Source organism: Aquimarina sp. AU474 (genome assembly GCF_900312815.1).
Lineage (GTDB): Bacteria > Bacteroidota > Bacteroidia > Flavobacteriales > Flavobacteriaceae > Aquimarina.
This window is the reverse complement of record NZ_OMPE01000007.1, coordinates 14,699-38,736: the sequence shown is the minus strand read 5'-3', so window position 1 is coordinate 38,736 and position 24,038 is coordinate 14,699. Positions and strand designations below refer to the sequence as shown.

The window sequence follows — 24,038 nt, the reverse complement described above, 5'->3', positions numbered from 1 at the left end:
ACTGATGAAAAGAAATTAAGGATATACGCATCATATATACTAAAACGATTAGTTTATAAATTATAGCATCCCGAAGATTATGATTTTTAGGCAATGTTATGGAGTTGTTTTTTACTCAAGGATGCCTTTTATTTCGTTTATAAATTTTAAAGACTCCTTTTCAATCTGTTCTGTCAAATATCTTTTATCATTAAAATTCGGTTCTTCTACAATGGTTTGATCAATAATAGACAAACTTTCATTGATTGATTCGGCCAAATGATATGTGTTCCAATCACTATCTTTAAATATTTTCCAATACTTTTTTCGAATACTTTTGTTTTGACCGGATAGGCAAATTGAAAAACATAACGTTTTGTGATCTAAGATAATAACAAACTTAAGTTTTTGTTTTTTCAATTCTTCAGGAGTTAGAGAAAAATAGGAGAAATTTGGGTTACCTTGATAAATAGTTCCAAGTTTAAAATGAGTGTCATATTTTTTATGAAAAAAAGTTCTTAATTCTTTCATATAATTTATCAGTTGATGATAATCTAAGTTTTTTTCATAGTGTTCGTTATGATTTAAAAAATCTTCATTACGTATTTCCGCTAGTTTAATATTATCTGTTTTTTCAAGCGGAATACAAATGTCTACTATAAATTTTTGCTCAGGATGAGTTCTATGATCATTATGGTACATTTCAAAATAGTCTCCATCCCTAAATTCATAGTCATTTTCTATGACCCAGAGGCACATATTTCTCCACCCTTTTGAAATTTCTTCAGCTTTAATTTCAAAATGGCCAATGGCATAAATACCTTTATTTAGAGTTATTTGCCTGATTTCTCCATCGGTAGCGATGTTCTCACTAATGGTTATACAAGTGCTGAATCTCAATTGTGAGGTTTGAGTAACATTAGGGTTATCGTGATAAATGGTTATGGCTTTAAAATCCGAATCGAGCAATACTTTTTTTTGATGCCCCCACTTCATTAACCTTTCAAACATATTACCTGCTTTCTCAAATTCGCCAATATGCGATATACTGGCAAGTTTTAGTTCTGGTAATTCTTTTATTGTTATTTGTGTATTCATTTTAATCCATTGTTTACTGTTATCAATGGAGCAAATGTATTTTTTGGATGAAAAAGGTTCTATACCAATCTTGCTAAGTAATTTTTTTCCTTCTGATTTAAATTTTGTAGGACTGATACCATAGTACTTTTTAAACGCTCTTGAAAATGAATTATCACTATTAAATCCATATTGATAAGCCAAGGTTTTTAATGAAACGCTTTTGTCGATGAGTAATATAGAGGCAATCCGTTCAATTCGTTTTCTATTGATAAATTCATTTAACCTTTCGCCAACTACTGTTAAAAATACTCTGTGAAAGTGATAAGGCGAATAATGAGCTTTTTTAGACAAATATTCGAGTGATAGATCCGTATCAAGGTTATTTTCAATAAAATCTAAGACGAAATTTATTCGTTTGAGATATTCGCGTCTTGTCTCATTCATTATTTTTAGTTTTTTTATAGATATCGTAACGGTACTATATATCCAAGACCAATCAAGTTGGAAAACAAGCAACTAGAAAATTAGGAGGCAAGGCAAGAGTTAGTTTGGATTTTAGGAATATCAAGAGTTCATCCCTGGGTAAAACTTTTAAAACCAGAGGTCACTGTTCTTTTTTCTTACCTAATGAAATTTTATAATCATCTATGTTCCCTTTAATTTTTAAATTAAGATACTTTATTTTTTTGTTAGGATCTATTTCTACAATCTCATCTTCTTGCTCCTCATTAATAGCAGCATCTTTCTTGTTTTTGAATAATTTTTGCCAAGCAGCTTTTCTTACAGTTTTCCAAGGAATACGTAAATAATAATCGATATTTTGATTATTATCATGTGTGCCAGACAATTCTATATGGCCCAAAGTAGATTTGATCGTCATAGAAGGAATATTAATCTTCCCTTTCTTTATATCCAAGTTATTGCGTAAGGTATCAAAACGAATGTTTTGCAGATTTTTGGCTCCCATATAATCCGAAAGCGCGAGCATTGGATCATAATTTTTTAATCTTCCATTTAATACTTTTACGTCCATTTCTATAGTAGATTGATCTAGGTCTGGCACCATATCTGGGTATACTCTAATCTTACCTTTAATTCTTGAAGTGAGTTTTCCTTGTAAATTTTCAGAAACGAGATGGTCTTGCCCAAAATTTTCGAATTTGAAGAGCAATTTATCCAAATCAACATTATCCATAACCAAATCTGGTTGCATATAGATATGTTTTGGGTCGCTACCATTAAAATATCCGCTTAATCGAATATTTCCTCCTGCGGCATCCATATGTAACGTATCTATATAAATGTAATGGTCGGGTGTTGTTCTTAAGTCTGCTTTTATATTTTGTAGATCTATTCTATGGTAAATAAAGTGTGCGACATCTGCCTTAAATTGCATATCCGTAAATGGCAACTCATATAAATTGAAGGCATCTGCATGTTCTTTTACATCTGCAGTTTTGGAAGTAACGACTTCTGTTGGTTTTGGCGGGCTTAAATCGAAATTAAAAAGCGCATCAAAATCGATATAATTTGCCTTTAATTTAAGATAATTATCTCTTTTCTTTATTTGCTGATCTTCGCCCAAATAATAGTTTAAATCGAAATTGAAATTGGTGGTTCCTATTTCTCCATGAAAGTCTTTTATCACCAGGTGTTCCTCTTCGTAATGTATGTTTCCTCTAAAATTGTCAAAGCGAAGAGGATGCAATTTCATTTTGGTATCTAACTTATCTAAAGCCAAATCGATAGAGTGTAAGGCAGAATCTTTATAATGCATACTAGATTCAAAATGCAATGCCAAATCATCAAACGCTTCATGTTGGTATTCTTTTGGGACATAATTTTCTCCCTTATACGAAAAGACATCTTCTAGTCTCAACTTTTTAGAAGTAAGGTTGATATCTAAATCTACATCTCCGTTAAGTTCGGGTTGCATCCAAAAAGCATAATCATGTATTAGCCCATCAAAATGAAAATCACTATCATCAATATACCCTGTAAAATCTATTATTTCTAAGTCTTTGTTATCGATTAACACATCGGCATGAAAATCATGTAGTTTATGAGGATAATGCTTCAAGTCTGCATATAAGCTATCAATAAAAAATTCACCTTTCGGTAAATACTTAGATTCTGTAAAATCTTTGGCAGATGCTTTAAAAGAAAGCCCCAAGCTTAGATCTTTTATTTGTTCATCAAAACCGGTTTTGATAGTGTCTTGTTTTGAAAAACCTGTTAATTGGGCAATATCTAAGTAACTAGAGGTAATATCCAAATGGGCTTCTACTGGGATATTAGTATGATGTACAATTGAAGGTAAGTCCGAAAGAAAACCACGTATCGATAGATCCGAATTTCCCATCAACAATTCAAACTGATTCAGGGTTGCTTCCTTACCATTCATTACTAAATGTACATTCAAATCGTGCAAGGGAGCAGGAAGTTCTTTGGCGGTTAAACTCAAGTCTTTTACTATCAATTCTGTAAAGTATGCTTGATTAAGTTTTTGCAATGCCTTTTCGGGGTTGTCAATATCAATAATATCGTGAAAATTCATTTTCAGCGAAACTTGTCCCGAGGCATCTTGTACCTGTTCTAGTTCAAAAAAGTCTGTAATAAAATCGAGATTAAAATTCGAGTTTATTCGCATATCTACTTCTGGGGATTCAAAATTCTTCACAAAAATAGAACCTTCAAACTCTCCCTTTTCCAAAGATGCAGTCATATCGGTTAGAGAAAACTCCATGGTACTTGTGTCTCTATTGGCTCCATTAGTAAAATGACCGTTGAAACCCATATTATCTATCTTTTTCTCCCTTTCAGTATTTTCTAAAAAGGCTTTTCCGGCTCCAAAATTGGCATTGATAAAAGGTCTATTTCCTTTGTTAGCCGGCCCTTTGATATTGGCATTAAAATAGATTTCACCAGCATTTTTGTATTTCTCTAATACTGGTATTATATCTGTCGGGGCAAAAGCTATAAGCATATCAAAATTGGGCTTTGTTCCTTTTATAGCAAGGTTAAGATCTACATCATTCTTTGTATCTATAGAACCTTCTAACTCAAAATCGCCATTTTCCATTACAATACCCGAAGGTTGTATGTCGAGAATGCCTGTATATTCATTAAATACCAGATCTGTATGAACCTCAAAATGTTTTTTATGGATAAAGGTGGTATCACCGTCTTTTATCACATTTAATTCAAAATCTGTATCGATATGCCCAGCGATGATACTGTCTTTTCGGCTAAAACCGCCTTTGCCAGTGTATATAAATTTTTCAACATCTGTATTGGTGGCTTCATCCAAGGTGTGGATATCTAGATTTTTAAGTTTAATTTTTTTGAGATGAATATTGGTAGAGGGTGTTTCTGTTTCAGAAGTGCTTGCCAGAGAGTTCTGAATATTGGTGGTGTTGTTTTCATGAATAACAATATTAAAAACACCTTCTTCAACTAATACGGATTGAATATCATAATTTTTGTTAACAATGTCCCATAGGTTAAAGCCTATATATATGTCTTTTACATCCATTATAACGGGTGCATTGTCTTTTTTTGTTTCAAAAATTTGCACATCATCAACTTTGATAGAGATGTAAGGAAAGTTACCAAAAAGAGATAAATCACTTTTGCCAATACTAATAAGACCTTTGTGTTCTTTGTTTAGTTTTGCGACCTCCCCTTTAATAATTTCAGATTGGTTGCTTTGTATATATAGCATTAGGCCTCCTACTAATACAATAGGAACTAAGATTAGTACTAATAAAATTCGTTTCCAGAATTTTTTAATTTTCAAAGTAGATGTCTTTAGGGTTAGAAAAGATGTTTGACCTTAAAAGTAACGAATTCGTATCAAAAATCTTATTTTACAGTACGATTTAGTTTTTGGGTCAACCGCATTTATTGATGAAATATTAGTTTTGTAATTATTATATAACAAGAAAGAGGATTACTAATAGCTAGTAATCCTCTTTCTTGTTATCAATCGTTCTTAATTTATATTGCTGATGCTCCAGCTTCTGCTACAGTGTGATCGTTTTCGACCGAACTTCCACTTACTCCAATAGCTCCAATGATTTCTCCTGCTGCGTTTTTAATCGGTACACCACCAGGAAAAGTAATCAATCCATTATTTGAATGTTCGATATTAAATAAAGGTTGTCCTGGTTGAGATAACCCTCCAATAACTCCGGTGTTCATATCAAAATAACGAGCTGTTTTTGCTTTTTTAATTGATATGTCAAGTGAACCTAACCAAGCCCCATCCATTCTACCAAATGCGACTAAATTTGCACCCGCATCTACGATAGCAATATTCATTTTTGTGTCTATTGCTGTAGATTTTAGTTTTGCTGCTGCGATTACTTTTTCTGCTTGCTCTAATGTAATATTCATAACTTTTTGTTTTAGTATTGTTATTAATTTGATGCAAATGTACTTTGATAGTCATCTAATCGAATTACTAAAACGGTTCAATAACTTATGAAAAAAGGTCAAATTTGAAAGGAAGAATTTTAATTAGAAACCTGATTTGGGCTAAAACCGAATTTATTTTTAAAGGCTACACTAAAGTTTGAAAGATTGTTATAACCAAAATCCATATAAATATCTGATGGTTTTACATTTCCCTGTTCTAATGTTTCTTTTGCTTTTTGAAGTCGTTTATCTTGAAGCCATTTTCCGGGTGACATTTCATATTCTTTAATAAAATGGCGTTTAAAAGTAGATAAACTCATATTGCATAAAAACGCGATTTCTTCCAATTTCAGATTAGAATGGATTTTCTTTTCTACAATTCTTTTAAATTGTGAAGTTTCTTTGATTATTAAAGAACGTAGATATAATTCAAATTTTTTTCCATATTTCTGTAGAAGATATAGCATTAATTCTTCAAATTTTACAGAAAGTAAATTCTCTATAAAAATCGTTGGTGCTTCACTAATTGTTGATAATGAAGTTAGGTAAGAAGTTATGTATGCATCATTTCTGATTATAAAATAAGGTGTTTCTTCTTTTACTATCAGATTATTTTCTGTGTGTTTTTCTAGAAACTCTTTTAATTTTTTTTCTGAAAAAAAGAAGAGCTTACAGTAATAAATAGCCTCTGTATCTAGTAACTCCGTCCAAAGCCAATTTCCTTTTTTTAACAACAACGATTGATCCTTATTTACAGCAACGGATGTCCCGGCAAAGTGCACTTGTTTTTTTCCAACTTGTAAAAAACTAAACATATTCATACCCAAATTGACCTTGCTTTTAACAACGTCACGAGTCATCTTAAAATCATAGACGAACAAATCAGGACTTCCTTTTTTGTCCTTAATATAAATTTCGGGTATATTTTCTATAGGCATATAGAAGCTCTAGCAATTAATTATACACATTGGTCTACGTTCGTATTTTTTCTACCAAGGACCATTCTTAGTAATATTTGTAATTTTTTCCATTTTATAATCCTCTACAGAATGTCCGTTTGGGAAGGAATTTACAATGGATTCTACTATTTTAAACCCGTTTTTTAAATAAATATCAATCGTATTTTGATTTTGCCGGTTAACAATTAGTTCAATTTTATCAATTCCGTTATCTGTTGCGAATGCGTTAACGTATTCCAGCGCTTTTTTTCCAATTTTAAGTCCACGAAAAGATTCTAGAATATAAAGTTTACTCAAAATTAATTTTTTATCCAGTTTTTGAATTCCTAAATATCCAACATTTTTAGTGTCAAAATTTAAGAGAAAGTAACTGAAATTTTCATTTTTAATTTGATTTTCAATTGCATTTTCTGTTTGAAATTCTGTTATAAAATAATCAGTATGTTCAGCTGGAATAATTGGATCATAAACTTCGTGCAAAATTTTGTTAGCTAATGCTTCAATGATTTTAAATTCAGTCGAATTATTAGCTTTTTTAATCTCAATCATCGTTTTTCTCAAATGTTGACCAACGGTTTGGTATATGAAACGTAGCAGATAAAAATACACTAACTTTTCGGTATAGCATAGCGCATAATTTTTATATTTTGTTTTATCTTTTCTATTTCTAGATTTTAGATAACTTGCAGACCTATATTTTTTTTGAGAAGATTATATTTTCGTAGTCTTTTCCATTGACTATAAAATTTAATGCTCCAACGTTTTTAAATTCATTTCTTTCATAGAACCTAATGGCTCTATTATTTTTTATGTACACAGAGAGCCACATCGTATCTAATCGTAATTCTTGAGCTTTTTCTTCAACAAAGTTTAAAAGTTGTTGTCCAATTTTTAAGGGTATAAAATCATTTAGGATAAAAATTCGTTCTAATTGACAACTGTTTTGTGATGTAACATTTTTATTTGATGCATGTACTACTAATTTGGCATAACCGACAGGTAAATCATCTACATAAATAATATAGAAGAGTTGCTTGGGATTGTTTATATTCTGTTTCGTTTTAGAAACTGAAAAATTCTCGTTAAGGTATTTTAATACATCGTTTTTATCTTCGATATAATGCCCATGAGATTCTGCCCATGTTAATCGACCTACAAGTGCTAAAATCGCTGTATCTGCTTGCGTAGCTATTTTTATTTTAATCATTACTTTTCTTATTTATTCGTAATCTTCTTATGTGATATCCATGAAGAAGTACAGCAATTGTACACCCTACAATTATTGGTGTTGCAGTAATTAATGCACCATATAAAATGTAACCTATGTTAGCGATTAGTGATATTAAACGTAGTTTATATTCGCCTTTGGTAGACATAGAATATAGATTGATAACGAGAGCAGCATAACCGATACTATCAATTAAAATTGGACTCATGCTTTATCTTTTTTGGTTTGATTAATTAAAATTGGAAACTATTCTGTTTGTATATTGTGATACAAATATAGAATGCATTATCTTATTTTTGGTTTATAATCGAATTAATAAACGTATATTTATATTCGATTATATCGAATAATTAATAATAAAATTTTGATTATAAATGGATACATTGGATAAAAAGATACTTGAAATGCTAAAAATTAATGCTAGAGAAAGCTTCGCTAATATTGGAAAAGAAGTAGGATTGTCTGCTCCTGCTATTGGCAAGCGTGTTAGGCAAATGGAAGAAGAAGGAATTATAGAAGGCTATGCTTTAAAAGTAAATCATGAAAAATTGGGCATTGAGACTAAAGCATATATAACATTAGTAATGCATCGAGGAACAACAGGAACAACTGATGCTCAAAAACAAATACTAGCAATGGAAGAAGTGCAAAGTTGTGATAGAATTACTGGTGATGATTGCTTATGCGTTTTGGGTTATTTTAGAAACAATAAGCATCTTATTTCTTTTCTTGAAAAAATAGCAGCGTATGGCGCTTCCAAAACGAGTATTATTTTGGAAGTGTAATGATATCCTTGTAAGATGTTATAAATAGATAATTTTTGTCATTTATTTACCTCGAGGGTATAATATTACTGCTAACGTCTCGTATAAGAAACGTAGAGTAGGTGATAAGCAATACGTTTCAGATTGACGACTTTGTAGACAGGTACAGATCTTTGGTATAAGCGCAAATGCCCTTTATTTTCTTATGAATTGTCCAGCACCGTTTTTATTTTATCTCCAATGTCATTGTAAAGATTTTCTGAATTCTCAACCATATGCCAATGACCAATTCCTTTATATAGCATATTTGGAATATTTTGCTCTTTTAAGAACTCCTGCGTTTCTTTTGGTGTGTCTACATCTCCCCAAATATATATTTTGTTGCAATTCAGATTTTTAAACTCAAATCCGCACTTATTATTTTTTATATGCTCTTGACTTGTGATGCCCCAATTGCGCATTCCTTTTGGATTAGCAAATCTCAAACTGCTATAATATCTTCTGTACCTTTCTTCTTGGATTGCATTTTTAAAAATTTCTTTCTCAAATGATTGTATAAAATCTTTAGCCGTTTCAAAATTCAAAGGTTTACTTGATAAATAGCTGTCTGCCTCGGTTAAATTACCCTCTATATTAAAAAAATAATTAATTTTTTCAGATTGTAGTTTGCAAATCCAAGTTCCTATTAAAGCACCAATAGAGTGCGCAACAATATTTACTTTTCCATTGTTGTAAGTTTCTTTTTCTATTATTCCCGAGAGCAAGTCAGCTTGCTCTTTAATCGATAGATACTCATTATTTATGGGGCTAACTCCATATCCCGGTAAGTCTACCACATAAAGATTAAATTCGTTCGAAATTTTTGAATCAAAAACTTCTTTGTATGCCAATCCAGAATCAGCAAATCCGTGCAAAAACCAAATCGATTGTCTGTTTTTATCTATTTCGTTATGTCTTATGAATAACTGGTCAAGGATTTTAATGTTCATGAACTATCTTTTTAATGGCGTAACGGTGAGTGTAAAAGATCGTTTTAAAGTCTTTTATGCCATATTGCATGCTAGCTTTTGCTCTTTTATAATATCATTAATTGCATCCCATAACAAAATTCTTTGCTGTAATGATTGTTTTGCAACGGCCAAGGTTTCACTCCATTTTTGTTCGTCATTGCCGCAAAGTTCTGAAATCATTTTAAGAGATAGTGGCCCATGCTCATCACCATCTAATTCTATATGTCTTTCTAAATAATATGTCAGCTTGATATATGACTTGTTTTCAGAATCAGCATTTTTAAGGATTTCAATAAACATGTCGGGGATGACATCTTCTCGTCCAAATGTGAATGCAGAAGCTACAAGGTGAGCTTTGTTGGTTTCAATAATTGAAAAAGAAAATTTCACAAAATCAGCAACTCTTTTATCAATATTGATTTCGTGTAATGAACATTCAATTGAATTTCCAGATTCAATTAATCTTATAAAATTATTGATCTCAGCTGTATTTCCATGGGCTTGAATCATTGCATCCAAATACATTTCAAAATGACTTTTAGGTTCTCCTAATTCATTAATATCACTTTCTTCTCCATGTACGATTTCATTTATGAATCTTGAAAGAACTGGGTTTTTACATGGAGTCCAAGGGATTTGAACATTTGTTAATTCTATTTGTAATGATTTTAAAAGTGACATAAAATCCCAAACGGCAAATACATGATTTTCCATAAAAACCCTGATGTCATCTACTGTCTCTAAGTTGTCATAAAGCGTATGATGCCGTAGTTGATTTCTTAACCCTGAAATCTCATTTTCTATATGTTGTATTTGATTCATTCTGTAGTTGTCGTTTGTATATAACGTTTACTATGAGAAATATAGGATGAGAGCGTGCACTAAGTTTTGATTTGATATTATGCCAAATATAATATTTTGCTTTTACCTTTAATGTTGATAAACGCTAAATTTTATATTTACATCTCTTATACCTCAATTATTATGTTGTTTTGGCATTTAAGAGCGTGGCCAATTCTTTACCATAATCCACAAACGCAATGGTTTCATCTGTTCGGGCTAATTTAATTTTATCAAAAATGATTAATGCCTCACCATTGCTTTCTAAATGATAAATCTGATGATTTTCGAAAAAGTGAATGATTTCATCTGTAAAAAATGATCTAATCTCAGATTCATTATTCCCCTTAAGTCTGAATTTTTTAGAAAAATCCGGATACATCTCAAAATCAACATCTTTATAACCGGTAAATGCCATCACCCGATCAAATATTTTTTCTAATACTCCTTCTTTTTCCATCGTAAAAATGGGTATTTTTTTATCCAGTTTTAAGACCATTAGGGTTGTGTTAAATGTCTCAGCTGTAAAAGCTTGGCCTTCATTAAATGTTACATCCGCAATTTCCCAAGACACATCCAAATCCTTAAATGTTCCTTTAAGACAATTGTATTTGCGTTCAATAGGTCTAATTTCAAAAAAGTGGAACTTCTTTAGATAAATTGTATTCCAATCAACTTGACTCGTGTATTGATAATCTTTCTCATTTGCTAAATTTAACAATCGTTTTTGCCTTAGCGATAATTTAGCCGCAGAACTGGTCAAACTAATTTTTAAAGCCCTATTATGCGTAGATGATGAAACATGCGAATCCAATCCGGTTATAAAGACCTTACCGCCCGAAGCCCTTTGTATCTTTAAGTATTCCACCAAGTAATCCATATAGGTCATACCTACCAATCTTGTTTCTGATAAATCAATATTGACATCTGCTCCAGAAGGAATTTGGGTTACTAGTTTGTCGATTTTTATAATACCTAAGAAATTCGCAATCCCTCTAATCTTTAAATCGAAACTGCCATCCGGTCCCTTGACCAATTTTGTACGCGAATTATATACCATTTTAAAAAATTGAGGAATAGACAGTTTAGCCAGCAACATGTGAATAATCAATGCCAATAATAATCCACCGAGTAAACCAATTAATAAATTAGTATATAGGGTTAAAACCATAGTCCCAATAAAGAATGTTAGTTGCTCAGTTCCTTGATTATAAACTTGTTTGAAGACTGCTGGCGAGGCCAATTTAAACCCAGTATAAACAAGTAAAATGGCAAAAGCACATAGTGGTACTTGTCTCATTATTGGACTCAATACCACAATAAAAAGTAGTAACAAAAGTCCTTGATACATATTAGACCACTTTGTCTTGGCACCATTATGGATATTGACAGTGCTTCGAATAATCACGGCAATGATTGGCAAACCTCCAATTAAACCAGCTACGACTGTACTGAAACCAATACCTGTTAAATCCTTATTTAAATCTGTTTTGCGTCTATAGGGGTCAATTTTGTCAACTGCTTTTGCAATGGCTAAGGATTCAATACTTGTTATAATTAAAATGGAAAATACGGTTGTCCAGAATTCAAGTGTATTAATTTTACTAAAATTGGGATGCATTATTGAATCCATAATAGTATCAGGAATGTTTAACAATAGATGAGGTCCTACCTCATATGCTTTTCCAAAGAATGAAAGAGTATGTTGGTCAAAGAAATTGAAGATATAGACAAATGGAATGGATAGGACTATAACCCACATGGGTGCAGGTAAAAGATGGAAAAACCGGTGACTAATTTTGGATTGAAATAATAATAAAAGTAATCCTGTCAAAGCAATAATTAAGACAAAAGGATTCGCTTTAGGTAAGTATACAATTGCATCGATTAGGTTTTGTATAATGCTCGGGCTATCAGAATGTGTTCCCATGGCGACATGGATCTGTTTCGCAAATATGATAATTCCGATGGCTGCTAAAATTCCGTGAATCACAGAAGAGTGGAAAATGTCCGCTAATCGACCCAATTTTAATAACCCCAATAACATTTGAATTGCGCCTGAAACTACTACTGCTGCCAATACATAATTAAAGGCTTGACCTGAACCATCATCCATCAATGCAATACCCAAAAGTATAACTCCAATGACTCCTTTGGCAGGTCCGTTGACAGATATGTGACCACCCCGATACAGGGTTGTAATCACACCACCTACGATGGCAGAAAATATACCCGACATTGCAGGTGCTCCCGCTGCCAAAGCAATACCTAATGAAAGGGGTAAAGCAATGAGTGCGACACTCACCGCGGCGACTAAATCATTTTGCCAATTTTCAATTAATCCCTGAATACCTTTTTTGGGTGTAGTTTCCATTTATTTAGCTATCGAATGATTTATTAATATTAACCTAATCTACTAAAATAGTAAATATTCGGAATTATTAGGGGTGAGAAAGGGGAGTTGTTAATTAAATTGGAAAAATGAAACTGTCTTCTGGTAAATGAATACTTAAAAAAATACGAAATTTTTATTTGAAATATTCTTGTTTTCTTTTTTTTATAAGCCCCTATTGTTCAGGTGTATATGAGGTTTTTGGTTTTTGCAGGCAATGAACGTCATACATAACGTTGTACGTTCGTTTTTATTTTTCTTTAAGATCTTCAATTAATTGTTCCACATTATTTTTTATAACATCCCTTGCAATATTATAATCCTTACTTACTGAAGGAGTCCCATTCCACTCAAGTGTCAAATCCGAAGATTTTTTAGAAGGTACCGAACAATCAAACGTTACAATTTTATATGCTTTTTCAACATCTTGAACAGTCACTTTTTCAGGTTTCCAATTATCAGTTTTAAATCCATCATTTGTTAGCCCTTTGATTGTTTCTTTAGTTAAAACTAGACCTGGTTCCGTTCCTTTAAAAACCGCATGGTAATTTAAATTATTTTCATTTGCTAACTTGTTGAAATAAGCCGCTGCAATTGGACTTCTTGCTGCTCCATGAGTACAGACAAATACAATCTCTTTAGATTCATTTGTAGATTCACAAGCGAAGAAGGCACACGTAATTAAAATTGATAATATGATTTTTTTAAGCATTAACTTTATTTTTCTTAGTGACGTACAACGGTTTGTATATAATGCGTTGCATTTGGTTTAGTGACTAATTTAATAAATAAACTACCAAAAATAGTTCTTTTGCAAAGGGAAAATCCGTAGCAATGAACTATACATTGGGTTAGTGGTTGGTTTTATTCCTTTAATTTTTTAAGCTTATTAATAGCATTCTGGTTTTCAGGGTTTAATTCCAATGACTTCTTGAAATTGGAAATAGCATTTTTAAAATCCTTATTATAAAGATATGCTTCAGCTAAACTGTCATATAAGTTTGCAGATTTTGGGTAGATATGCAGAGCTAATAAAAACACGTTTATTCCTTGTTTTATTCTTTTCGGATCAAATGTTAATCTTAATCCTAGAGTGTTTAGCATTCCTTCTTTTAATTCAAGATTTGGGTGTTTTAACAATGTCTGTTTGTATAATGGTATTAAATTTTGGTAACCTTGCTTTAATGCTAAATCATTAAAGTTTTTGTAATTGAATTCTGAAGTGATTGATTTCTTCATTTTTTTTGAGATCACACTTTCTACAGAACTGTTTTTATCGGGATTTTTTTCGATAAACTCTTTTGCTCTCTCCTCATTTTTTAAGGTTGCATTGAGAAACTGTAAGGTATATCTTGAAAGTTGATTGTAAGAAGTCATAATGTTGTCGTCACTCTTATCTTGCCTTTTATCTCTATTGGCGAATAAAACACCATACGAGCTAAAATAAGAATGGGATAAATCATGGAATCTGTAACTATAAATATTACTATATTTTAAAGAATCATAAAGTTGAAATTTGTAATTTAATTCTGCTGGGATTTTATCTTGTTTTAAAACTGTTTCGGGTATTTCTTTTTGGGCAAAATGAATGTACGGAATATTTAACCTATCTAAATTAAAATAAGCCGATTTTTCTAATACTTCATACCTATATCTTTCGGTTCCATCAAGACTTACTAATGCTTTAATATTTTGATTTTTCATTACGGTAATAGTGTTTGATAGTCCACCAAAACTAAATCCCATTAACGCGACTTTATCCGAATCTATATTCTTGTAATGTTGAATTTCTTTTAAAAGAAACTCAACATCTCTAGATTGTGTTTCCATATCTTTTGTAGTTCCGCCTTCTAACCATCTTGTGTATGTCCCTCTTGATGGACTTGATATCACAATATATCCGTTGCTCGTCAAATACTCAAAAAGGGCAAAGTTTTCAATTGATGATGCTTGATAACTTGGAGAATAAACAATTACAGGAAATTTTTCATTAATTGCAGTTGCATCTAAATAAGCTCCAGTCTTTTCAGGTAGATGGGCTCTGTTCTTTTTGGTATTACATAAGTAAGGAAACCAATCTAATAAAAACTCATTTGGTAAATTTTCCCATTCTTCCTCTTCTTTTAAGATTTCCAAATAATTTAAGACTGTTAATTGCTTAGAATTTCCATTTTTTATATTGGCGGGATACCAAATACTAATGGGAATTGGTCTATATATGAGTTGGTTGTTAAATTCATTTTTAATTTGATAGTTTCTCGTGCTATCCGTAGCTGTATAGTGTACGAAACCTACTTTATACTTTCCATAACTAAGGGCTATATTTTTTAATGAAGTTTGTCCATTTAATAAGCTTAATTGAAAAAGCATAAAAATCAATAAAGTTGCTATTCTCATTATTTTATATGATTAGTATTCAAATTTAAGGATTCGCTAATTGTATAATTGTTAGGATTTGCCAGCTTGTCACTAACGTTTAATATATGAAACGTTGCGGATAAAAAGACACTAATTTTGAATCAAACACAGAATCAAATTTTTATAAATAAGCAAAAATCTCTAGATATAATGGTTGTTAGCCAAGTTTTATATATCGTGTTAGGTACAGTTTTTCTTAAACTACCAATATTCAAAGATTCTGGATATTTTTCCTTTTTCAAACTCAAAAAGCGTCATTCGTGCTTCTCCTTCTTTAATTCCGTCACCTTCTTTTTCCATATAGATTCTTTCAACCACCACAGCATTCAGTCCTACAATTTTATTTAGTACTTTAATATCTGTGACCTCCCCGTTATACCCTCCATTTTTTTGATTTCGTACATAACCATTGTACAAATCTTCTCGAGTATAAGTTCCTCCATATTTTGGATGAATATAGGTAAAGCTATCAGTAAAAAGTTCAAAAATTCTATCGATATCTTTTATGGTTGAGTTAGCCTGAAATGTTTTAAGGTTTAAATCATAATATTTTTTAACTACAATTTCTAAGGAATCTCTATGGACTTTTGTAACATCTTGCGCTATACTTTGGTTCGTTGCAAAAAGAAGCGCAATTATAGAAATTAATATTTTTAAATATGTTTTCATAGATGATTTTGTTCGTTACAAATTGCGCGCACAACAGCCTTGTTGCATACGAAAAATAGCAGGTTTATATGTACCAATTTTCAGTTTAAAAACAAAGATAGAAGAAATGAACTAAACTTTAAACTACTATTTTTTAAACACTATATTTTTAAAGTTTTGTCCTGATAATTTAAATCCTGTGATTTGTTTATTTAAGTCATAAGTAAAATCTAACTTTCCTAATTCTGGCGAATAAAAACTTTCTAAAGTAAGAACATTTAAAACTATAGGATTGCCAAAAGTACGGGTAAGAATAAGTTTATCTTCTTCTATACTTAAGTCATAAACAATACTATGTTCTTTATTTCTGAATGTTCCTATGAAATTAGTCAATTCTATTTCATTTGAATTGGGCTGTTTTATACCACTTTTAAAGCACTCATAGATAAAATCTGCAATTCGGAAATCAAACTTATCCTCATAAAAGATAAACTTGGTGTGCGGGATATACGGGAAATCAAAAGTGTTTCCGTACAAATGGGGTAAAGGGTGTAAGTCTTTTGTTCCAAAAGGTTGAAAATACAAAGTGTCTTTCTTTGCTATAATGTTGTAGTAAACACCAGGCTGAAACTCGTATGTTCCTGTGTGTTTTTTTAACTGGTCATTACTGATAGCGATTTTTGCTGGCGTTTTAGTTTTTATATTTCGCTTTAAAAGTAAGTCGATTGAGTTATACACAATGTCAAGACCCGAAAAGTTATTAGCGTTAGATAGAAAAATGATAGACAACTTGTGCTTGGGTGCATGCAAAATATATGAGCGATAACTTGCTGTTCCGCCACCATGAAAGATAATATCAATCCCTTTGTAATTATCAAACTGCAAGCCTAATCCATAATTGATTTCTTTTTTAGAATTAAGAATAGTTGCCGCTTGCATTTTTTCATAAAAGGCGCTATTACCAACAACTGGATTTTGATAATTTTTTGCCCATAAGGCTAAATCATTTATGGTAGTATAAATTCCCGAAGAGCCTATAGTTGCAAGTTGTACCGGGTTACTTGCATACATATCATTATCCAGATTGTATGAGTAGGCTTTATTGTTAACAACCATATCATTATTATCTACCGCTTTTGTGTCTTTCATACCCAAGGGAATGAATATTTTTTCTTGTAGTTGCTTCTTAAATGGTTTTTGTCCCACTCGTTCTATAATTTCTGAAAGCAATATATACCCTGTGTTATTGTATTCGTATTTTTCTCCTGCTTTATAGTTTACCTGTTTAATGTTTAACAACATTTTTACAACTTCTTGGTGGTTCATTGTTTTAAAACCTTTTAGTCGAGCCAATTCATCTGGGTTTGCTAGTCCATGTGTATGGTTAGTAAGTTGCTTAATAGTTATTTTACTCGGTAAGTGTATTAACTCTGGTAAATACGTTCGGATATCATGATTAAATGAGAGTTTACCTTCTTGTTCCAAAAGTAGAGCCAAGTAGGTTGTAAATTGCTTAGATATAGAAGCGATATTAAATGTAGTAGCATCTGTTATAGGAATGTTATATTCAACATTTGCCAATCCTATGACGTTTTTATAGGTGGTTTTACCATTTTTAATGATGGCAAATGCTGCACCAGTTTTGTTAGTTGTAAAATGAGCATTGAGTAAAGAATCGATTTTAGCATACGGTTGTTGTTCTATAATGCTTGTCTGACCTAAAACGGCTATCGTTTGGGATACCAGAAGTAAAATGATAAAAATTTGATGTTTCATTGTATTGTTTTTTTGTTCGAGACAAAAGTGAAACATAAAGCCAAATAAAGAGTGTGACTATCGGAAATCGAACTGATTTTACAACAAAAAATGAGTACGACTTTAAATCGAACTATGCTATGTTGTTGATTTTCTGTATGCTAATGGTGTTTGAAGTGTTTCTTTTTTAAAAGCTGTATAAAACGATGATTTTGAATTAAAACCTATTTGGTAAAGTATTTCTAAAACCGTTAGGTCGGTTTGTTCTTTTAATAGTGCTTTAGCATCATTGATTCTATACTCATTAACATAATCAAAAAAATGTTTCCCTATATGTTTATTGATGAGTTGTGATAGTTGTTTTTCAGGGATATTTAAACCAATCGCTAATTTTTGCAAACTAAGTTCGGGGTCAAGATATGGTTTTTCATTACTCATATATTTAGAAAGTATTTGTAAGGCTTGTTCGGTTTCGGTACTTGTTTTTTGAACTATTTTAAGTGCCATTAAATTTTTGTCAACTCCTAAAAATAATTTTGGTTGATACAACGCTTTTAAAACAAACCAACAAATAACAAATAGGGCAAAAACACTTATAAGTAAGTTAATGTTAGCCAACAGAATACTGTTTTCCTTAGGAAGAATAAACTCTCTTAATAGCACAAAACAATTTCCGATTAAAAATAAAATAGTGATTTGAAACAGCCATTTATACGTGTTTTTGTGGTTGGCAGCATAGTTTTCTTGATACAGTTTTTTAAAATGACTTAAAGTAAAAAACACTGCGATGATATACCCATAGTATTGTACTTTAGCTAGTATTTGAAAAATATTATAGCTTCTATCAGATACATTAGTCTTAAATAAAAGGGCAAATACAATTAAAAATAAAAGGGTATGAAAAAGGTGTTTTTTTTCTAATTTAAAATTATAGTAACAGACCGACTGCGCATATAAGTAATACAAAGGCATTTGAAGTAATACAGAAGCTATTTTTAAACTGTTTAGTACGTTGTTAGGAATATTCAATAAAAACATACCACTAAAATCAAAAGCGGTAACCAAAAGAAATGCTGCAAATAAATAATTTGATAATTTTTTAGTAGACTTTACCGTAATTAAGAATACCGACAATAGTATCATTAGAAAAACAATGATTTTTCCAATGTCATGTATTAGTGCTGTATTTGTCAAATCTGGTTATTGTATATTGTTGCCAACGGTAAATGTATGATTAGTTACGAGAAAGTACACAGGTACTTTCGTACAGTTGCTAAAGATAATTAATGCAAGTGAATTTTCGATAGGGAAATTCTGGCGCAATGAATTCTTACACCATGTTATATGCTTTTCTTTTTCACTACAATGTTTATTAATTCGTTAATGAGTACTAGTCCGACCGAAACTACAGATAGGGTAACGGCAGAAAGTGTCCAACTTCTCACACCTAAATTTCCGGTATGCTCTTTAAGAAAAGCAACAACTGCAACTATTCCAGCAATCAGTATAAATATTCTAAATAGGGTGTCTAGATATTTTGATAGTTTGTGATTTATTTTTAAATCACATTTGAATGAAACTACATTCAGTAATGAAATAAACAGTATATATATGTGGTTTGCCCTTATTTGCATTCTCATTACGTGATTGTCAAGATGTTCGGGTTTAAAATATTCTGCCATATAATAACCAGTTGCTAGAAATCCAATAAATAATGTCAGTCCAAAATACAAGTTTATCTTTTTCAATTCTATTCGTTTAGAGTATTCTTATATAATTTCAATTTTTTAAAAATAACAGATAGTTTATTTCTTAATTGGGATTGCATATAGCGGTTTTGCATAAGATTAGTTGCGTGGTTAAGCACGTAATTTAGCAAATAAAAACCCAATAGAAAATCTGCGAGGATTTTCGTGAGTAGGCGAGTATTAGCAATGAATTATACGCGTGTTGGCTGTTCGTTTTTTAATACCTAAATACTTTGTCCAAATGTCAATAGGTTATTATCTGGGTCAAGTAAGGCAAACTCTCTTTGTCCCCAAGGTTTATTTTCCAAGGGTCCATTTGGATGAATTTCTATTTTATTTTCAAGCATAGATTTATACAAACTGTCTATATTATCAGTTCTGATATAAATCATTCCATAATTCTCTTTTGGATTAAGTTCTTTAAATTCAAAGAAGTGAATTTCTATGCCATCCTTCTTAACCATTAAATACCCTTCATAATCACCTAATTCTTGAAAACCTAGTCGATTTACATAATAACTTCTTGTATTAGATTTATTACGCATTGGTAATTTAGGGTTAATATCTGTTAACATAAATTTACTATTTAATTTAAATTTTAAAATGACACGTTTTCTTATACATTGTTAGTGGTAGTTTTTCCCTATCTATTTTTCATATATTCACTTAGTCTTTCCTTTCCGTTTCCATTAATTATTTCATAATGAAATGGATAAACATTGATAAAATCGTATTCCAATAATTTTCTACAACTTGCCATTCTGTTATCCAAATTTTCATAATCAGATTGACTTTCTTGACTAAAATCTATTACTTCGCCTTTTTTGTTACCGTAAAAAGTGTCGCCCGAAAATAAAGTTTTTGAATTTTTTTCTAATACACATATAGCTCCAGCACTGTGTCCTGGTGTATATATTACTTCAATATTGTCCGCAAAATTTGGCATTTCCGTAAATAGTACGTTTGGTTTCATTTTCAACCAAGGATGATTTATGTCGGCTTTATGTGCGTAAACCTTTAGTCCGATTTTTTCTTGCCATTTTGTACCATCCGATATTCCGCACGAGCCGTGTGAAATAATCGCAAAAGCTGGCTTGTCAAAAGAAAGTATAAATTTCTCGATCTCTTCGGAATAAGTAGGGATGTCAAATAGTAATACTTTGTCTTTTAATTCAATCAAATATGTATGTACTTTTTCTTTGTAAAAATATTGGTTGTTTATTTCGTAAATGTCAGTTTGTAGTTTCGTATAAGCCGGTTCATTGTTACTATTGCAAGAATTGAAAAACATGGCTGAAACAATTAGGTATGTTATCATTTTCATCGATGTTTCTTTAAATTACCACTACGGTTTGTATAAGAAACGTAGGGTAGGTGATAAGCGATACGTTTCAGGTTGATACTAAGCCAAATATAAATATTTTGCTTTTATCATTTTTCGTAAATGCCAAATTTTATAGTTGGGAACATTGCAGATAAGCACAGACCTTTTGATTAAGCCTAAAATCCCTATGTTTTCTTATACATTGTTATCAGAGTATTTTAATCGAAATCAAAATCATAGTCTCCATCCCAATCCCCTCCGCTATCAAAATCAAAATAATCATCAACGGAATCAAACATTTCAGATATATCAGACATCAGGTCAGAAATTGATAAATCAGAGTCATACATAAAATCAGTCCAAAACCAATCATCATAATATTCATCATCACTATTATTCGAGCGGACAGTTGAAATTAATTTTAAGTTTTCTAAAAGCTCAAATTTTAAATTTTTCAAAAGAAAAATGTTTCCTTGAAGAAAAAGTATTAATTCTAATGCGTTATCAGGTTCGTTTTCTATTAAGTTGTCGATATTTTCATCTACTTGATTTAGGTATTCAGCAATATCCTGTTTCAGTTTATTCCCTTTTGGATTAGTTTTAAGCCAAGAGAAAATACTTGAAATTAAATCACTATTAAAAAGATCATTGATTTTTAAATCACGAATAATTTCCTTTTTGTGTTTGTATTCAGATGGGATTTCTTTAAATATAGCTCTTAAATACGCTTTTAATTGAAAATAACTGTCCTCATCTATTCTCTCCGTGAAATATTTCTCAAAGTTATTTGGTTTGTATTTCGAGTAATTCTTACCAGTTTCTACTATTACATATTCTCTTAAATGTGGGTCTCTTGGATGGGACCTTTTTAGACTTTTCTTTATTATCAGAACTTGTTTTAATGTCAAGTCGAATAAAGTTAATTTTAAGAGTTCAATCAATTCTGTTTTAGGTTCCAAAATCAGTTTGGTTCCAGCTGGTTTTAATTCCGATAATCGGTAAACATTCAAGTCTGCGAATTTCGAATTAGGACTAAACTTTATTATTTTATTAATATTGCTCAATATTTGTGGTAACGTTTAATATATTGTGTTGTAGCAAAGTAAAATGTTACCCCGATTTTCGGTTTTTCTACGCATTGGTTGCTAATTTTTACTTCTTGCAAGCATTACCGCCTTACCAAAAATACGAGAACCATTCGATTCATCACTAATCAGCTATGATCACATATATCTTGTTAGGCAATGTTTAGTATTCGATTTTTCTTTTCACGTACTGATCAACATAACCAGAATAATAAAATGTTTTTTCTATCCAATCTCCGTATTCATTGTATTTGTACTTATATTCTTGTTGATTTTCACCATTTTTATTATTACTTATACTTTTTATATTATCAAAGGTATCGTAAGTAGTAAATTCTTTACTAATTACAGTTTTGTTTGGCTCTGAAAGTAATATATATTCAATTTTATTTTTTCGTTCATCATATTTATAGGTAGCTGACCTGATAAGATTATTATTAGAATCGAGTTCTTTCGTTCTAATTAAGTTATCAAACTCATCATATTTATATAGTGCTTTTGGATATCCTCCATATCTTTCAATAATATAATCATGCTTTAAAACCTTTCTACCTTTCTCGTCATATTCGTAAGCAAAAGCTTTCTCCCAAACTGAATTCTTTATAAATTCACTTAATATGAGATTACCATTTTTATCATAAGTATTTCTTTCGTTACTGATAGTATCTTTATTTCTGATTTGAATTTGACCAGTTACTAGTGATTTATTCTTATTATTTCTTTCATAATTTTTTTTAGTAATTAGTTTATCCTCACTATTATAAATTTCTTCTCTTAATAAATTTTGCTCATTATCATATAAATACCTGATAACAGTTTTTGATGAATAGATTTTCTTGATTATATTTCCATGCAGATCATATTGCCTCTCCTCAGATCCCTCATATTTAAGATCTTCTATGTGTTTAACTTTTGCATTTAATCCTGGTTTGGAATAGTACTCATAATATTCTTTTTTTATTTTTTTTTCAGAAATTCTCTTTTTCTCTTGAGCTTCACAAGATGAAAAAACTAAAAAAAGACTGATAATTATCAAAAGATGTTTCATTCTTTATTTTGTTGTTATATTGCCTAAGGTGTTCGTGTATGGTTAAGTTGCGGGAAATTAGTTTAAATTTTCCGATGAGATAAAAATATGAATATTATCTAGATCGTCCACTTAACCAACTGGCGCAGCAATTAATTTTACACATTGTTACCCAACGTTTTATTTCTTAATTATATCTTTTAATATTTTTTTTGCTGCTTTATTTAATAAGTTGGGTGTTTTTGGTCCACTTTGGTTGGTGATAATAGATATTCCAAGATTATGTTTTGGGAAAATGTAAAGCCAATTTTGCGTACCACTTGTTCCACCATGATGACTATATGATGTACCATAATAATCATTCCACACTCTCCAGAAATATGATATTTGCAATGGACTACGCACCTCATAAAGAGCTTTGTGAGATTCAGAAATTATTGGATCATCAATATTTAATTGTAATTCAACATATCGCATAATATCAGTAATTGTCATTTTTACACCACCACCAGTTGCCCAAAGCGAGTTAAAATTATTAGGTGCTGGTGTTTTATTATTCATCCAATATCCACGAACAAGCTTTTGCATTTGTATTGAATCTAATTTAATTGCTGTATTTGACATATTGTATTTATTCAAGAAACTCTCTTTTATCAATTCGTCAATGCTTTTTTGATATATAGTTTCTAATACATAACCTATCAATTCTGCTCCAGCATTAGAGTAGGAATAATTAGTGCCTGGTTTTATTTTTATAGAAATAGTATTTAAATCCTTTAAGAATTTTTCTTTATCATAAGACTTTTCTAATTCCAAATATTCTTTAGGCACATTTTGATTGAGTTTTTCATATAACCCATTCATATTCATTGGAAGGAACATTGGCAATCCACTTGTATGTGTAAGTAAATTCTTTATTGTAATCGGTATGCCGTTATATTCTAAATTTGAATAATTCCCGTTTAAATAGAATCTTACATCGTCCTCTAATTTAATCTTTCCTTCTAATACAGCCTTTGCAACAAGATAACCAGTTATAGTTTTTGTTATAGAACCAACTTCATAAATAGTTTCATCATTAGGTAAATTACCTTTCCCTTTTTCGATTTCCCCAAAGTGTTCTGTGTAAATTTGACCATCTTTATAGATTCCAATAGAAACAGAGTTTATATTCTTGTTTTTTAGAAAATTATTGCCGTTTTTTTGGATAGTTTTAGAAATATTATCATTACTCTCTTGAGAAAAAGATTTTTTACAAAAAAATGCAGAAAAAAGAAGCGCAATGAGTAATGAATATTTCATGTTATTTTTTTAATGTCAAATTCAAAAATCAAGCCATATTCTTCTTTTATGATTGATAGT

General features: G+C 30.8%; 22 protein-coding genes. 1 reads left to right on the top strand and 21 read right to left on the bottom strand.

Annotated elements, in window-relative coordinates; translation table 11 throughout:
• Positions 1 to 111 precede the first annotated feature (111 nt).
• From DK508_RS06830 to DK508_RS06800, 7 genes are all read right to left on the bottom strand, one after another.
• A complete protein-coding gene (locus DK508_RS06830; RefSeq protein ID WP_109300009.1) occupies positions 112 to 1,503 on the bottom strand; it encodes a GyrI-like domain-containing protein in 1,392 nt (463 codons plus the stop codon).
• A 160-nt stretch (positions 1,504 to 1,663) separates the two neighbouring features.
• Positions 1,664 to 4,858: an AsmA-like C-terminal region-containing protein gene (locus tag DK508_RS06825; protein WP_109300008.1), complete on the bottom strand. Its 3,195-nt coding sequence runs from the start codon at positions 4,856 to 4,858 to the stop codon at positions 1,664 to 1,666.
• 200 nt (positions 4,859 to 5,058) lie between these two features.
• Entirely contained in the window at positions 5,059 to 5,457 is a 399-nt protein-coding gene (locus DK508_RS06820; RefSeq protein ID WP_109300007.1) for a heme-binding protein, read from the bottom strand.
• A gap of 119 nt (positions 5,458 to 5,576) precedes the next feature.
• Entirely contained in the window at positions 5,577 to 6,416 is an 840-nt protein-coding gene (locus tag DK508_RS06815) for an AraC family transcriptional regulator (protein ID WP_109300006.1), read from the bottom strand.
• Between the two features lie 51 nt (positions 6,417 to 6,467).
• Positions 6,468 to 6,986 (bottom strand): GNAT family N-acetyltransferase, encoded by a 519-nt coding sequence (locus DK508_RS06810; protein WP_109300005.1) that lies wholly within the window; start codon positions 6,984 to 6,986, stop codon positions 6,468 to 6,470.
• A 142-nt stretch (positions 6,987 to 7,128) separates the two neighbouring features.
• Positions 7,129 to 7,644, bottom strand: a complete 516-nt coding sequence (locus DK508_RS06805) for a GNAT family N-acetyltransferase (RefSeq protein WP_109300004.1) — start codon at positions 7,642 to 7,644, stop codon at positions 7,129 to 7,131.
• Entirely contained in the window at positions 7,637 to 7,873 is a 237-nt protein-coding gene (locus DK508_RS06800; RefSeq protein WP_109300003.1) for a hypothetical protein, read from the bottom strand. The genes DK508_RS06805 and DK508_RS06800 overlap by 8 nt, the downstream gene beginning before the upstream one ends.
• A gap of 166 nt (positions 7,874 to 8,039) precedes the next feature.
• On the opposite strand from DK508_RS06800, the gene DK508_RS06795 reads away from it, so the two are divergent.
• Positions 8,040 to 8,450, top strand: a complete 411-nt coding sequence (locus DK508_RS06795) for an Lrp/AsnC family transcriptional regulator (protein WP_109300002.1) — start codon at positions 8,040 to 8,042, stop codon at positions 8,448 to 8,450.
• Between the two features lie 182 nt (positions 8,451 to 8,632).
• Here DK508_RS06795 and DK508_RS06790 read toward each other — a convergent pair whose 3' ends face one another.
• The 14 genes from DK508_RS06790 to DK508_RS06725 form a co-directional block, all read right to left on the bottom strand.
• Positions 8,633 to 9,418 (bottom strand): alpha/beta fold hydrolase, encoded by a 786-nt coding sequence (locus tag DK508_RS06790; RefSeq protein WP_109300001.1) that lies wholly within the window; start codon positions 9,416 to 9,418, stop codon positions 8,633 to 8,635.
• Between the two features lie 54 nt (positions 9,419 to 9,472).
• Entirely contained in the window at positions 9,473 to 10,261 is a 789-nt protein-coding gene (locus DK508_RS06785) for a DUF3050 domain-containing protein (protein ID WP_109300000.1), read from the bottom strand.
• Positions 10,262 to 10,421: 160 nt separating this feature from the next.
• Entirely contained in the window at positions 10,422 to 12,653 is a 2,232-nt protein-coding gene (locus DK508_RS06780; RefSeq protein WP_109299999.1) for a SulP family inorganic anion transporter, read from the bottom strand.
• Positions 12,654 to 12,921: 268 nt separating this feature from the next.
• On the bottom strand, positions 12,922 to 13,383 hold the full coding sequence (locus DK508_RS06775; protein ID WP_109299998.1) for a low molecular weight phosphatase family protein: 462 nt from the start codon (positions 13,381 to 13,383) through the stop codon (positions 12,922 to 12,924).
• A 152-nt stretch (positions 13,384 to 13,535) separates the two neighbouring features.
• Positions 13,536 to 15,068: a prolyl oligopeptidase family serine peptidase gene (locus DK508_RS06770; RefSeq protein WP_109299997.1), complete on the bottom strand. Its 1,533-nt coding sequence runs from the start codon at positions 15,066 to 15,068 to the stop codon at positions 13,536 to 13,538.
• A 222-nt stretch (positions 15,069 to 15,290) separates the two neighbouring features.
• Positions 15,291 to 15,758, bottom strand: a complete 468-nt coding sequence (locus DK508_RS06765) for a nuclear transport factor 2 family protein (RefSeq protein WP_109299996.1) — start codon at positions 15,756 to 15,758, stop codon at positions 15,291 to 15,293.
• A gap of 126 nt (positions 15,759 to 15,884) precedes the next feature.
• Positions 15,885 to 17,513: a serine hydrolase gene (locus DK508_RS06760; RefSeq protein ID WP_160114589.1), complete on the bottom strand. Its 1,629-nt coding sequence runs from the start codon at positions 17,511 to 17,513 to the stop codon at positions 15,885 to 15,887.
• Between the two features lie 117 nt (positions 17,514 to 17,630).
• On the bottom strand, positions 17,631 to 18,686 hold the full coding sequence (locus tag DK508_RS06755) for an AraC family transcriptional regulator (RefSeq protein ID WP_160114588.1): 1,056 nt from the start codon (positions 18,684 to 18,686) through the stop codon (positions 17,631 to 17,633).
• A 146-nt stretch (positions 18,687 to 18,832) separates the two neighbouring features.
• A complete protein-coding gene (locus DK508_RS06750; protein WP_160114587.1) occupies positions 18,833 to 19,240 on the bottom strand; it encodes a hypothetical protein in 408 nt (135 codons plus the stop codon).
• A 224-nt stretch (positions 19,241 to 19,464) separates the two neighbouring features.
• Entirely contained in the window at positions 19,465 to 19,815 is a 351-nt protein-coding gene (locus tag DK508_RS06745; protein ID WP_109299992.1) for a VOC family protein, read from the bottom strand.
• A 68-nt stretch (positions 19,816 to 19,883) separates the two neighbouring features.
• On the bottom strand, positions 19,884 to 20,564 hold the full coding sequence (locus DK508_RS06740; RefSeq protein WP_109299991.1) for an MBL fold metallo-hydrolase: 681 nt from the start codon (positions 20,562 to 20,564) through the stop codon (positions 19,884 to 19,886).
• Positions 20,565 to 20,782: 218 nt separating this feature from the next.
• Positions 20,783 to 21,574, bottom strand: a complete 792-nt coding sequence (locus DK508_RS06735) for a hypothetical protein (RefSeq protein ID WP_160114586.1) — start codon at positions 21,572 to 21,574, stop codon at positions 20,783 to 20,785.
• Positions 21,575 to 21,812: 238 nt separating this feature from the next.
• Positions 21,813 to 22,697, bottom strand: coding sequence for a hypothetical protein (locus DK508_RS06730; protein ID WP_109299989.1), 885 nt, complete (start codon positions 22,695 to 22,697; stop codon positions 21,813 to 21,815).
• Positions 22,698 to 22,856: 159 nt separating this feature from the next.
• The gene (locus DK508_RS06725) at positions 22,857 to 23,978 is read right to left on the bottom strand and encodes a serine hydrolase (protein WP_109299988.1); all 1,122 of its coding nucleotides are present in this window, start codon (positions 23,976 to 23,978) and stop codon (positions 22,857 to 22,859) included.
• Positions 23,979 to 24,038: the final 60 nt, after the last annotated feature.

Coding starts and splice junctions, on each gene's coding strand:
- DK508_RS06775 (WP_109299998.1), bottom strand. CDS start 13,383: ATGCTTAAAAAAATCATATTATCAATTTTAATTACGTGTGCCTTCTTC.
- DK508_RS06765 (WP_109299996.1), bottom strand. CDS start 15,758: ATGAAAACATATTTAAAAATATTAATTTCTATAATTGCGCTTCTTTTT.
- DK508_RS06800 (WP_109300003.1), bottom strand. CDS start 7,873: ATGAGTCCAATTTTAATTGATAGTATCGGTTATGCTGCTCTCGTTATC.
- DK508_RS06745 (WP_109299992.1), bottom strand. CDS start 19,815: ATGTTAACAGATATTAACCCTAAATTACCAATGCGTAATAAATCTAAT.
- DK508_RS06810 (WP_109300005.1), bottom strand. CDS start 6,986: ATGATTGAGATTAAAAAAGCTAATAATTCGACTGAATTTAAAATCATT.
- DK508_RS06815 (WP_109300006.1), bottom strand. CDS start 6,416: ATGCCTATAGAAAATATACCCGAAATTTATATTAAGGACAAAAAAGGA.
- DK508_RS06820 (WP_109300007.1), bottom strand. CDS start 5,457: ATGAATATTACATTAGAGCAAGCAGAAAAAGTAATCGCAGCAGCAAAA.
- DK508_RS06785 (WP_109300000.1), bottom strand. CDS start 10,261: ATGAATCAAATACAACATATAGAAAATGAGATTTCAGGGTTAAGAAAT.
- DK508_RS06725 (WP_109299988.1), bottom strand. CDS start 23,978: ATGAAATATTCATTACTCATTGCGCTTCTTTTTTCTGCATTTTTTTGT.
- DK508_RS06795 (WP_109300002.1), top strand. CDS start 8,040: ATGGATACATTGGATAAAAAGATACTTGAAATGCTAAAAATTAATGCT.
- DK508_RS06805 (WP_109300004.1), bottom strand. CDS start 7,644: ATGATTAAAATAAAAATAGCTACGCAAGCAGATACAGCGATTTTAGCA.
- DK508_RS06770 (WP_109299997.1), bottom strand. CDS start 15,068: ATGAGAATAGCAACTTTATTGATTTTTATGCTTTTTCAATTAAGCTTA.
- DK508_RS06740 (WP_109299991.1), bottom strand. CDS start 20,564: ATGAAAATGATAACATACCTAATTGTTTCAGCCATGTTTTTCAATTCT.
- DK508_RS06730 (WP_109299989.1), bottom strand. CDS start 22,697: ATGAAACATCTTTTGATAATTATCAGTCTTTTTTTAGTTTTTTCATCT.
- DK508_RS06790 (WP_109300001.1), bottom strand. CDS start 9,418: ATGAACATTAAAATCCTTGACCAGTTATTCATAAGACATAACGAAATA.
- DK508_RS06780 (WP_109299999.1), bottom strand. CDS start 12,653: ATGGAAACTACACCCAAAAAAGGTATTCAGGGATTAATTGAAAATTGG.
- DK508_RS06830 (WP_109300009.1), bottom strand. CDS start 1,503: ATGAATGAGACAAGACGCGAATATCTCAAACGAATAAATTTCGTCTTA.
- DK508_RS06760 (WP_160114589.1), bottom strand. CDS start 17,513: ATGAAACATCAAATTTTTATCATTTTACTTCTGGTATCCCAAACGATA.